The organism is Nocardioides alkalitolerans DSM 16699 (genome assembly GCF_000426525.1).
In the GTDB taxonomy this organism is placed as follows: domain Bacteria; phylum Actinomycetota; class Actinomycetes; order Propionibacteriales; family Nocardioidaceae; genus Nocardioides; species Nocardioides alkalitolerans.
Genome location: NZ_AUFN01000010.1, coordinates 172,765 through 184,550, shown reverse-complemented (window position 1 = coordinate 184,550; position 11,786 = coordinate 172,765). Strand labels below are relative to the sequence as shown.

Below are 11,786 nucleotides of genomic sequence, written 5' to 3'. Positions count from 1 at the left end.
TCAGGGGGCCGCGGAGCGGAGCTTCTCCAGCAGCGGCTCGGCGGCCTCGGCGAGGAAGCGGTCGACGCTGTCGCCGCCGACCTGGACGAGGGCGATGTCGGTGAACCCCGCCTCCCAGAACGGCTTCACGGACTCGACGATGGCGTCGAGGTCGGGGCCGCAGGGGATCTGCGCGGCGACGTCCTCCTCCCGCACGAACTTGGTCGCGCCGGCGAAGCCCGCCGTGGTCGGGAGGTCGGCGTTGACGGCCCAGCCACCGGCGAACCAGCGGAACTGCTCGTGGGCGCGGGTGATCGCCGCCTGCTCGTCGGGGTCCCAGCAGATCGGGATCTGCCCGACGGCGCGGCCGGTCCCCGGGATGCTGGGCGCGCCGTCGACGGCGTTCCAGGTGGAGATGAGGCCGGCGTCGGGCTCGGTGGCGACGAGGTGGTCCGAGAGCGGGGCGAAGCGGTTGACCGCCTTCTCTCCGCCCACGGCGACGCCGATCTGCACGGGCTCGTCGGGGAGGTCCCAGATGCGTGCGGAGTCGACGCGGAAGTGGTCGCCCTCCCAGGTCGTCAGGTCGCCGGTGTGCAGGGCCCGGATGATCTCGATCGCCTCGACGAGCATGTCCTGGCGGACGTCGACCGCCGGCCAGCCCTCACCGACGACGTGCTCGTTGAGGTTCTCGCCGGCGCCGAGCCCCAGCGTGAAGCGGCCGTCGGCCAGGATCTGCAGCGTCGCCGCCTTCTGCGCGACCACGGCGGGGTGGTAGCGGATGGTCGGGCAGGTCACGTAGGTCATCAGGTCGACCCGCTCGGTCGCGTGCGCGACGGCGCCGAGCACCGTCCACGCGTGCGGGGCGTGCCCCTGGGCGGAGAGCCACGGGAAGTAGTGGTCGCTCGACACCTCGAAGTCGAAGCCGACCCGCTCCGCGGCGACGGCGTGCCGCACGAGGTCCTTGGGCCCGGACTGCTCGGTCATGAGGGTGTAGCCGAATCGCGTCATGCGCGACCGGTTCCCGCGGCCCGCCTGCGCGACCCCACCCGAACGGGCGGCCCCGGACGAGAGGACCCGAACGGGCGGACCCCGGGTCGGCGCACGCCGACCCGGGGTCCGCCCGGGCGAGGGATCAGTCCTTGAGCTCGCAGATGACGGCGCCGTTGGCGACCGTCACGCCGACCTCGGCCTGCAGGCCCGTGACGGTGCCGGCCTTGTGGGCCTTGAGCGGCTGCTCCATCTTCATCGCCTCGAGCACGACGATGGTGTCGCCCTCGGCGACCTCCTGGCCCTCCTCGACGACGACCTTCACGATCGTGCCCTGCATGGGCGAGGCGACGGAGTCGCCCGACGCGGCGGCGCCGGCCTTCTTCTTCGCGCGCTTGGGCTTCTTGGCGCCCGCGCCACCGGCGGCGGCGATGCCGCCCAGGCCGCCCGGCAGGACGACCTCGAGACGGCGGCCGCCGACCTCGACGGTGACCGTCTGGCGCTCCTCCGGCTCGTCGGCGTCGGCCGAGTCGCCGGCGTACGGCGTGATCTGGTTGTCGAAGTCCGTCTCGATCCACTGCGTGTAGACGGTGAACTCGCCCGAGCCGTCCGGGGTGGAGGCGCCGACGTACGCCGGGTCGGAGACGACGGCGCGGTGGAACGGGATGACCGTCGGCATGCCGTCGACGACGAACTCGTCGAGCGCGCGGCGCGAGCGCTCCAGCGCCTGCGTGCGGTCACGACCGGTCACGATCAGCTTGGCGATGAGCGAGTCGAACGAGCCGGGGATGGTCTCGCCGTTCTCGTAGCCGCCGTCGACCCGGACGCCCGGGCCCTGCGGCGGCGACCACGCCGACAGCGTGCCGGGGGCCGGCATGAAGTTGCGGCCGCCGTCCTCGGCGTTGATGCGGAACTCGATCGAGTGGCCGCGGATCTCGGGGTCGTCGTAGCCGAGCTCCTCGCCCGCGGCGATGCGGAACATCTCGCGCACGAGGTCGATGCCGGTGACCTCCTCCGAGACGCAGTGCTCGACCTGGAGGCGGGTGTTCACCTCGAGGAAGGAGATGGTGCCGTCCTGCGCGACGAGGAACTCGCAGGTGCCGGCGCCGTAGTAGCCCGCCTCGCGCAGGATGCGCTTGGACGACTCGTAGAGCTCGGTCATCTGCTCCTCGCTGAGGAACGGCGCCGGCGCCTCCTCGACGAGCTTCTGGTTGCGGCGCTGCAGCGAGCAGTCGCGGGTGGAGACCACGACGACGTTGCCGTGCTGGTCGGCGAGGCACTGGGTCTCGACGTGACGGGGCTTGTCGAGGAACTTCTCGACGAGGCACTCGCCACGGCCGAACGCGCTGATCGCCTCGCGCACGGCGGACTCGTAGGCGTCGGGGATCTCCTCGAGCGTGCGGGCGACCTTGAGGCCGCGACCGCCGCCGCCAAAGACGGCCTTGATGGCGACCGGGAGCCCGTTGGCCTTCGCGAACTCGACGACCTCGTCGGCGTCGGCGACGGGGTCCTTGGTGCCGGGGGCGAGCGGCGCCTTCGCCGTGGCGGCGATGTGCTTGGCCTTGGCCTTGTCGCCGAGCGCCTCGATGGCGGCGGGCGGGGGGCCGATCCAGGTGAGCCCGGCGTCGATGACGGCCTGGGCGAAGTCGGCGTTCTCGGCGAGGAAGCCGTAGCCGGGGTGCACGGAGTCGGCGCCGGACTTCTCGGCGACCGCGATGATCTTCGCGATGTCGAGGTAGGAGTCGGCGGGGGTCGCACCGCCGAGCGAGTGGGCCTCGTCGGCCAGCCGGACGAACAGGGCGTCGCGGTCGGGCTCGGCGTAGACCGCCACGCTCCCGATGCCGGCGTCCTTGCACGCCCGGATGACGCGCACGGCGATCTCTCCGCGGTTGGCGATGAGAACTCGTCGCAAGGGCTTGATCTCGGGCACGTGCACTCCTCGAAGTCACCGGGTACCGGGGCGCCGGACTGGGGCCGCCACCTCGGGAGTCTAGGGGTAACCGATCGGTCGCTCTGCGCGGGGATCCGGGATTCGGTCCCTACCGACCGGTACGGCGTACCGCGCTCCTGTCGGGAGCCCGCAGGGCGTCCGAGCCGGGGTCAGGCGCTGGTGGCGAGGTCCTCCGCCAGCTGCGCCCACCAGCCTCGACGGCCGGGCGGGCCGAGGGTCGTGAGGGCGAGGGCCGTCGCGACCTCGTCGAGGGGCGCCAGGGCAGCGGTCCTGCGGACGCGGGCGCGGGGGAGGGTCTCGTCGCCCCCCAGGCCTCCCGCCCGGAACCCCCGGCGGCGCAGCGTCGCGAGCGGCCGCCCGTCGAGCAGGAGCACGGAGCGGCGCCGCGAGCGGTGCTCGAGGGCGTAGCGACGGTCGCCCAGCGAGATGGTGCCGTTGCGGTGGCGCCGCCGCCACCCGGTGTCACGGCCGTTGACGACCCGGCCGGGGGTGCCGTCGACCAGCGTGACCAGGGCGGCGGCGCCCTCGCTCGGCCGGCCGCGCTGCCGCACCCACTGCTGCGCGACGACCTGCTCCACGGTGAGGGCGGCCCGCGCCCGGCGCAGGAGGGAGGCCTCGGCGCCGACGGGCGGCCCGTCGGCCGGGACGACGCGCGCGACGACGCGGCCACCGGGGTCGCGCAGCAGCAGGGCGCCGCAGCTCGCGTCGTACGACGCCTGCCACGTCAGGATCGGGTCGGTCACGGGGGCGAGGCTGCCCCGGGCGAACGCGTCGTACGCATCGGTTAACAATCGTTAACCGATGGCGTATCGTCCCCGGCATGTTCGAGCTGTCGCGTGAGCACGAGGAGTTCCGCCGCACCGTCGCCGAGTTCGCGACGGCCGAGGTCGCGCCCTACGCGGCGCAGTGGGACCGGGACCACCACTTCCCGGTCGACACGGTCCGCAAGATGGGCGAGCTGGGCCTGTTCGGGCTCACGGCGCCCGAGGAGTACGGCGGGGCCGGCCTGACCGGGGCCGACGGCGGGTTCACCTCGCTCTGCCTCGCGATCGAGGAGCTCGGCCGCGTCGACCAGTCGATGGGCATCACGCTCGAGGCGGCGGTCGGGCTCGGGATCAACCCGATCCTGACCTTCGGCACCGACGAGCAGAAGGCCACCTGGCTGCCGGACCTCGTCGCCGGGCGCGCGGTCGCCGGGTTCGGGCTCACCGAGCCGGGAGCGGGCTCCGACGCGGGGGCGACGCGCACCAGGGCCGTGCTCGACGGCGAGGAGTGGGTAGTCGACGGGGCGAAGCAGTTCATCACCAACTCCGGCTCCGAGATCACCTCGCTCGTCACCGTCACGGCCCGCACCGGGTCCCGCTCGGTGCAGCGCGACGGTGCGACGGTGGAGAAGCCCGAGATCTCCACGATCATCGTGCCGGCGGGCACGCCCGGCTTCACCGCCGAGAAGGCCTACGACAAGCTCGGCTGGCACGCGTCCGACACCCACCCGCTCTCGTTCGAGGGCGCCCGGGTGCCGGCGGAGAACCTGCTGGGGGAGCGGGGCCGCGGCTACGCCCAGTTCCTCGCCACGCTCGACGACGGCCGGGTCGCCATCGCGGCCCTCGCGGTCGGCTGCATCCAGGCGTGCCTCGACATGAGCCTCGAGTACGCCGGGCAGCGACAGACGTTCGGCGGTCCGATCGGGCGCAAGCAGGGCGTCGCCTTCCAGCTGGCCGACCTCGAGACGATGCTGCGCGCCGCGCGGCTCCTCACCTACTCGGCCGCGGCCATGAAGGACGCCGGGGCGCCGGTCGCCGCGTTCAAGCAGGCCGCCGCCATCGCCAAGCTGCACGCCACGGAGTCCGCGGTCTCGGCCACGCGCATCGCCACCCAGGTGTTCGGCGGCTACGGCTTCATGGAGGAGTACCCGGTCGCCCGCTTCTACCGCGACGCCAAGGTGCTGGAGATCGGCGAGGGCACCTCGGAGGTGCAGCGCATGCTGATCGCGCGGGGGCTCGGCCTGCCGGTCGAGTGACGACCGCAGCGGGCCCGCGCGGCCCGATCGGCCAGCCGGGGCGCGGTCCGGGCCGGCGTGCCGATAATCTGCGCCATCATGGGACGGCGTTGGCGAAGACTGGCCGCTGAGGTCAGCAAGTTCGGCCTCGTCGGCGGAGCGGCGACCACGGTCGCCGTCGTGCTCTTCAACGTCTTCCTGCACGGCGTCTGGATCGTCGACCCGATCCTGCAGGACCGGGCGTTGACGTCGTACGTCATCGCCAACACCATCGGCATGCTCATCAGCTACAGCGGCACGAAGCGCTGGGTGTTCAAGGGCCGCTCCTCGGGACGCGCCGACGGCGGGTTCCTGCCCTACACGGTCATCAACGTCGCCACGATGATCCTGCCGATTCTCTGCCTGACCTTCAGCCGTGACGTGCTGGGGCTGACCGACCCGGTCTCCGACAACATCGCGGCCAACGTCATCGGTCTCGCGCTGGGCTTCGCGGCGCGGTTCTACCTCTTCCGACGCTTCGTCTTCCGCAGCCCGTCGTCGATGCGGACCTCCTAGCCCGTCGGGGTGTCGCGCCCCGTCGTCAGGGGCGGCGCCACAGGTCCGTCCACCGCAGGCCCACGGTCGCGCACAGCTCCCGCAGCAGCGGCACGCTCACGCCGACGACGTTGTGGGGGTCGCCCTCGATGCCGCGCACGAACGCCCCGCCCAGCCCGTCGAGCGTGAAGGCGCCGGCGACGTGGAGGGGCTCGCCCGTGGCCACGTACGCCGCCACCTCGGCGTCGCTGACGTCGGCGAAGTGGACGGTCGTCGAGGCCACGGCCGTCACGCTGCGACCACCGGCCGTCGCGGTGAGCGCGTGCCCCGTGTGCAGGACGCCCGACCGCCCCCGCATGCGGTGCCAGCGCCGGACGGCGTCGTCGGCGTCGACCGGCTTGCCGTAGGCCGTGCCGTCGATCTCCAGCACGGAGTCGCAGCCCAGCACGACCGCCCCGTCCGGCACCTCGGCCGTGCGGGCGACCACGGCGTCCCGCTTGAGCTCGGCCAGGCGTCCGGCGAGCTCGTCGGGAGGCAGGTGCTCGAGCCCCGACTCGTCGACCCCCGAGACGACCACGACCGGCTCGACCCCCGCGCTGCGGAGGGTGGCGAGCCGGGCGGGGGAGGCGGAGGCGAGCACGAGGGTCGCGGACGGGGGAGTCGCCGACGGGGTCGTCGACGGAGTCGTGGAAGCGGTCACGGGCCCGAGCCTAGGGCCCGGGCCGCTGGCCGTCGGGGTCGCCGGACGCGCTGGGGAACGCGCTGGGGAACGCACTGGGGAACGCACTGGGGAACGCATCGGCGTACGAGCGCATCGAGCCCCACGGCGTGGTCACGCCCGTGGCGGCCAGCATCGCCCGCACGACCGCGCGGGTCACGCAGTGCGCGGCCGCGTCGAGCAGCTCGTGGAACACCATGGGGTACGTCGCCGGGTCGGGGGCCGCCGCGTCGGGCGGCGCCGTCGAGAGGGCGAAGAGGGTGTCGCCGTCGAACATCGAGTGCACGGGCGCCACGGCCCGCGCCAGCCCGTCGTGGCCGACGCCGGCGACCTTGGCGCAGGCCGCCTTCGTCAGCGGCAGGTCGGTGGCGACCACGCCGATCGTGGTGGCGAGCGGAGCCCGGCGGGTGAGGTCGAGGTCGGCGGCGGCCGCGCGAGCGGCGGCCACCTCGTCGGGGTGCGGGACCCGGAGGTCGGCGGGGACGTCGCCCGGGACGCAGAAGCGGGCGCCGTAGAGCTCGCCCGTCGACGGGTCGACCGTGGAGCCGACCGCGTTGACGGCCACGACCGCGGCCACCGTCGTGCCGTCGGAGAGCACCCACGAGGCCGAGCCGACGCCGCCGCGCAGCCCGCCCGCCCGGGCGCCCGTCCCCGCGCCGACGCTGCCCTCGAGCCCCGCCGGGTCGGTGGTGACGGCGTCGTACGCCGCCGCGCCCAACGCTGCGTCGGGGTGGTGGGCGAAGACGCCGCCACGGCCGAGGTCGAAGAGGATGGCCGCGGGCACGATCGGCACCACCTCGCCCGGCGCGGCACCCATCGGGTAGCCCACCCCCTCCGCGAGGAGCCGCTGCACCACGCCGTCGACGGCGGCCAGCCCGAGCGCCGAGCCGCCGCCCAGCACGATCGCGTGCACCCGCTCGACGAGGTTGCGCGGGTCGAGCAGGTCGGTCTCCCGGGTGCCGGGCCCGCCACCGCGCACGTCGACCCCGGCGACGGCGCCGTACGGCGGCGGCAGCACCACCGTGGTGCCGGTCAGCCACCCCGGGTCGGTGCGCTGCGCGTGACCGACCGCGAGGCCGGGCACGTCGAGCACCGAGTTGGTGGTGCCGGGCCGGCCGGTGCCCACGGCGGGGGTCACGACGCCACCCGTCTCAGAGCCGCTGGAGGGCGGCCGTGAGCGGGTCGAGCCCCAGCGAGCCGAGGTCGAGGGCCTGGCGGTGGAACGTCTTCAGGTCGAACGCGTCGCCGTGCCGCGCCTGGGCGTCGGCGCGGGCCTCGAGCCAGATGCGCTCGCCGACCTTGTAGGACGGGGCCTGGCCGGGCCAGCCGAGGTAGCGGGCGACCTCGAACTGGATCGTCGCGTCCTCGTCGCGGCTGTGCTGGCGCATGAACTCGAGCCCCAGCTCGGGCGTCCAGCGCTCGCCGGGGTGGAAGCCGAACGGGTTGTCGGCGGGGATCTCGAGCTCGAGGTGCATGCCGAGGTCGACCACCACGCGGGCCGCGCGGAAGCCCTGCGCGTCGAGCATGCCGAGCCGGTCGGCCGGGTCGTCGAGGTAGCCGAGCTCGTCCATGAGGCGCTCGGCGTACAGCGCCCAGCCCTCGCCGTGGCCGCTGACCCAGCACATCGTGCGCTGCCAGCGGTTCAGCAGCTCGGCCCGGTAGGCGGTCTGGCCGACCTGGAGGTGGTGACCGGGGACGCCCTCGTGGAAGACGGTGGTGACCTCGCGCCAGGGGCTGAAGGTGTCGATGCCGTCCGGCACCGACCACCACATCCGGCCCGGCCGCGTGAAGTCCTCGCTCGGGCCCGTGTAGTAGATGCCGCCGTCGTTGGTGGGCGCGAGGCAGCACTCGATGCGCCGCACCGCCTCGGGGATGTCGAAGTGCACGTCGGCCAGCTCGGCGACGGCGCGGTCGGCCAGCTCCTGCATCCACTCGCGGAAGGCCTCGCGGCCCTCGATGCGTCGGGCGGGATCGGCCTCCAGGTGGGCGACGGCGCGGTCGATCGCGTCCGGGCCGGTCGCGTCGGGGGTGATGCGCGCGGCCGTCGCCCGCATGTCGTCCTCGATGCGGGCCAGCTCGGTCCAGCCCCAGGCGTAGGTCTCCTCGAGGTCGATGGCCGTGCCGAGGAAGGCACGCGAGGCGAGCGCGTAGTGCTCCCGCCCGACGGCCTCGGTGCGACGACCGCGCGGCTCCATCTCGTCCGAGAGGAAGAGCCCGAGGTCGGCGAACGCGCGCGTCGCGTCGAGGGCGTGGCGCTCCAGCTGCGCCTGCAGGCCGGCCGGGACGGTGCCGTCGGCGACGCCGCGGCCGACGAGGGCGGCGAAGACGCTCTCGCCGCCGGTCTGACCCGTCCACCGCTCCAGCTGGGTCGCGACCTCGGCGTACTGGCGGGCGGCGACCACCCGGCCGTGGGCCGCCTCCTCGGCCAGGGTCACGCGCAGGCCGGCGAGCGTGGCGGGCACGGCGGCCAGCCGGGCGGAGATCGCCTCCCAGTGCTCGGCCGTGTCGGTGGGCATGAGGTCGAAGACGCTGCGCACGGCGTGCACCGGCGAGGCGATGACGTTGATGTCGCACCGGGCGTAGCCGGCCTCGTCGAGCTCGATCTCCAGGCCCGTGCGCTCGAGGAAGGCGGCGCGGGCCACCGCCTCCCGCTCGTCGACGGGCTCGGCGGCCACGATGTCGCGCACGGCGGCCCGGGCGAGCTCGAGACGGGCGTCGAAGCCCTCGGGCGAGTAGTCGGTCAGCTCGTGCTCGTGGCCGGCCACCCCCATGCCGGTCGCCGCGACCGGGTCCAGCGCGGCGTACTCCTCGACGTAGCGGTCACTGCGGGCATCGACGGTTCGACTCATGCCCGTCACCCTAGGACCCGCCCCCGACACCCCGTGCGGCACGCGCCCGGACCGGCGGCCGGTGCCGCACAGGACACCCCTGCGGGTGGCGCACGGGTGTCCGACCCCCTCCGTGCCCGCGCAGGCACTACGCTCGCGTGCCATGAGCACGGGACCCGGGGCGGACTCGACGGACGGGCCCCGCCCCGACGACTCCGAGCGCTCCGCGCTGCGCGGACACACCCACCTGCCGGGGCACGTCCGTCGCGTCCCGCCGCAGGTGGCGACCGCTGCGACGGCGCACCCGCGGCACCGGCCGTCGGGCCCCAGCCGCGCCGAGATCGAGCGGGCCGCCGCCGACCAGCGACGCCGCCGGCGCCGGTGGTGGGCGCTCGGTACGGTCCTCGTCCTGCTCGCCGTCGCGGTCATCGGCGTCTCGCTCCTGCGCGGCCCCTTGGCCCGCGAGCTGCCGTGGGCCGACCCGCAGGGCGCGAACCCCTTCGACGACGGCACGTTCTACGTCTGGCCCGACAGCCAGGCGTCGGCCGCCGCCGACACGGCCGAGCAGTCGGGCCGCACCACCGACGCCGCGCGGCTCCAGCGGATCTCCGAGGTGCCCACCGCGGTGTGGCTGACCCCCGAGGCCCTGCCGCGCGGGCAGGTCGGCACGTTCGCGCGCGGCATCGCCGTGACGGCCGCCGAGGCCGGCCAGGTGGCGGTGTTCGTCGTCTACGGCGTCACCGACCGCGACTGCACGGGCGTGGAGTCCGCCGGCGGTCTCCCGCCCGACGAGTACGCCGCCTGGGTCGGCGAGATCGCGGCGGCCCTGGGGGCCGCGGACACCGCGGCGATCGCGATCGTGGAGCCCGACGGGCTGTCGGCCACCTTCGAGTGCGGCAACACCGAGGAGCGCGTGGGCCTGCTGGCGGGCGCGATCGGCAGCCTCGTCGACGCCGACGTGCCGACGTACGTCGACGCGGGCCACTCCGACTGGCGCGGCGTCGACGAGATGGCGGCCCTGCTGCGCGACGTGGGCGTCGACCGCGTGCGGGGCTTCTCCACGAACGTCGCCGGCTACCAGTCCGACGAGGACGAGCGGGCGTACGCCGACGACCTCAGCGCGGCCCTCGACGGTGCGCACTACGTGGTCGACACGGGCCGCAACGGCGCGCCCTCGACGAGCGAGTGGTGCAACCCGCCGGCCCGCCTCCTGGGGGACGAGTCGGCGGTCGTCGACGACGGCTCGGCGCAGGACGCCCGCTTCTGGATCAAGCCGCCGGGGGAGAGCGACGGGCAGTGCAACGGGGGTCCGCCGGCGGGCAGCTTCTGGCCCGAGCGGGCGCTCGCGATGGCCTCCGCCTCCGGCTGGTGAGCCCGGACCTCACCCCACCCTCTGCTTTCCCTCTGCTTTCCCCTCATTGCGTCGGTCACCACCCCCAGGCGTTGCTAGCCTGACCCCTGTGGAAGAGAGTGCAGCGCGGCGTGTCGCCGTCATCATCGAGGACGATCCCGACGTGGGCGAGCTCCTCGACCTGGTCCTGACCCAGAGCGGCTACGTCACGCACGTGACGCGCAACGGCGTCGACGGTCTGGCGGCGGTGCGCGAGCACGACCCGGTCCTCACGACGCTCGACGTGTCGATGCCGGGCATGGACGGCTTCGCCGTCGCCCGCCGGATCCGGGAGTTCAGCTCCACCTACCTCATCATGATCACGGCCCTGAGCGACGAGATCGACGTCGTCATGGGGCTCGAGGCCGGGGCCGACGACTACCTCGTCAAGCCCTTCCGCCCCCGTGAGCTGCGGGCCCGCGCCGAGTCGATGCTGCGCCGTCCGCGCAGTCGCGCCGAGGCGGGCGAGGAGGGGGCGCCGCTGGAGGTGGCGCCCGCCGTGGAGGCGACGCCCCACGAGCCCACCCCGTGGGCCGTCGAGGCGCGTCGCGAGTTCAGCTCGGGCAACCGCGCCACGATCGGTCCGCGCCCCGAGTACGACGGCAGCGCGCCGGCCGCGGAGCAGCTGGCCGCGCCCGTCCCGCCCGCACCCGAGCTCTACGCGCCGCAGCCGGTCCAGCAGCCGGTGGCCCAGCCGGTGGCCCAGCCCGTGCAGCAGCCGTACCAGCAGCCGGTGGCCCAGCCCGCTCAGCAGCCCGCTCAGCAGCCCGCTCAGCAGCCGTACCAGCAGCCCGCGGCCCCGCAGACCTACCAGCAGCCGGCCGCGGCGGCGCCGATCATCGGCACGACCCCGGCGTCCGCCATGGCCGCCGGCAACGACGTCGACGTCCTGGCCAGCGACGGGTGGGTGCGCCACAACGGGCTCTCCCTCAACCCGGGCACCCGGGTCGTGCTGGTCGAGGGTCGTGGCGTCGAGATGACGAAGATCGAGTTCGACCTGCTCGCCTCCCTGATGAGCACCGGGCGCCGGGTGCGCTCGAAGGCCGACCTCGTGCTCACGATGCGCGGCCAGGACTACGTGACCGCCTACTTCGTCAACGAGGCCGACAAGCGCACCGTCGAGGCCCACCTCGAGGACCTGCGTCGCAAGCTCGGCGACGACGGCGCCCTCGCGCGCTGGATCGAGCCGGTGCGCGGCGTCGGCTACCGCATGGCCCCGGCCGTCGCCTGAGCAAGGTCGCCTGGGGAAGGCCGCCGACCGCACGCGCACGACGTACGACGCCCCGAGGGCCCCACCGACCAGGTCGGTGGGGCCCTCGGCCGTTCCCCGGACCCGTGGTGGGGGACCGGTGGTGGGCGGTCACGGACCAGGCGGTCACCTCCCACCCCACGCTGCCGTG

At 74.4% G+C, this 11,786-nt stretch carries 10 protein-coding genes; 4 read left to right on the top strand and 6 right to left on the bottom strand.

The window, feature by feature from the left end; all coding sequences use genetic code 11:
- From K329_RS0101575 to K329_RS0101565, 3 genes are all read right to left on the bottom strand, one after another.
- Positions 1-987, bottom strand: coding sequence for an LLM class F420-dependent oxidoreductase (locus K329_RS0101575; RefSeq protein ID WP_028471680.1), 987 nt, complete (start codon positions 985-987; stop codon positions 1-3).
- Between the two features lie 124 nt (positions 988-1,111).
- Complete coding sequence (locus tag K329_RS0101570; RefSeq protein ID WP_028471679.1) at positions 1,112-2,896, bottom strand: acetyl/propionyl/methylcrotonyl-CoA carboxylase subunit alpha; 1,785 nt, start codon at positions 2,894-2,896, stop codon at positions 1,112-1,114.
- Between the two features lie 170 nt (positions 2,897-3,066).
- Positions 3,067-3,660 (bottom strand): hypothetical protein, encoded by a 594-nt coding sequence (locus tag K329_RS0101565; protein ID WP_028471678.1) that lies wholly within the window; start codon positions 3,658-3,660, stop codon positions 3,067-3,069.
- Between the two features lie 77 nt (positions 3,661-3,737).
- Between K329_RS0101565 and K329_RS0101560 the strand changes: the two genes are divergently transcribed.
- Both K329_RS0101560 and K329_RS23900 read left to right on the top strand, forming a co-directional pair.
- Entirely contained in the window at positions 3,738-4,937 is a 1,200-nt protein-coding gene (locus tag K329_RS0101560; protein WP_028471677.1) for an acyl-CoA dehydrogenase family protein, read from the top strand.
- A gap of 78 nt (positions 4,938-5,015) precedes the next feature.
- Entirely contained in the window at positions 5,016-5,471 is a 456-nt protein-coding gene (locus tag K329_RS23900) for a GtrA family protein (RefSeq protein ID WP_043642160.1), read from the top strand.
- A 25-nt stretch (positions 5,472-5,496) separates the two neighbouring features.
- On the opposite strand, the gene K329_RS0101550 is transcribed toward K329_RS23900, so the two are convergent.
- From K329_RS0101550 to K329_RS0101540, 3 genes are read right to left on the bottom strand one after another with little or no spacing between them, the layout of a single operon-like run.
- Positions 5,497-6,150: a Maf family protein gene (locus K329_RS0101550; protein ID WP_052336242.1), complete on the bottom strand. Its 654-nt coding sequence runs from the start codon at positions 6,148-6,150 to the stop codon at positions 5,497-5,499.
- 10 nt (positions 6,151-6,160) lie between these two features.
- Positions 6,161-7,306: a P1 family peptidase gene (locus K329_RS23895; protein ID WP_084540913.1), complete on the bottom strand. Its 1,146-nt coding sequence runs from the start codon at positions 7,304-7,306 to the stop codon at positions 6,161-6,163.
- A gap of 13 nt (positions 7,307-7,319) precedes the next feature.
- The gene (locus K329_RS0101540; RefSeq protein ID WP_028471675.1) at positions 7,320-9,017 is read right to left on the bottom strand and encodes a DUF885 domain-containing protein; all 1,698 of its coding nucleotides are present in this window, start codon (positions 9,015-9,017) and stop codon (positions 7,320-7,322) included.
- Positions 9,018-9,159: 142 nt separating this feature from the next.
- Between K329_RS0101540 and K329_RS23890 the strand changes: the two genes are divergently transcribed.
- Positions 9,160-10,368 (top strand): glycoside hydrolase family 6 protein, encoded by a 1,209-nt coding sequence (locus K329_RS23890; protein WP_052336241.1) that lies wholly within the window; start codon positions 9,160-9,162, stop codon positions 10,366-10,368.
- An 88-nt stretch (positions 10,369-10,456) separates the two neighbouring features.
- Positions 10,457-11,617 (top strand): winged helix-turn-helix transcriptional regulator, encoded by a 1,161-nt coding sequence (locus K329_RS0101525; protein ID WP_028471674.1) that lies wholly within the window; start codon positions 10,457-10,459, stop codon positions 11,615-11,617.
- Positions 11,618-11,786: the final 169 nt, after the last annotated feature.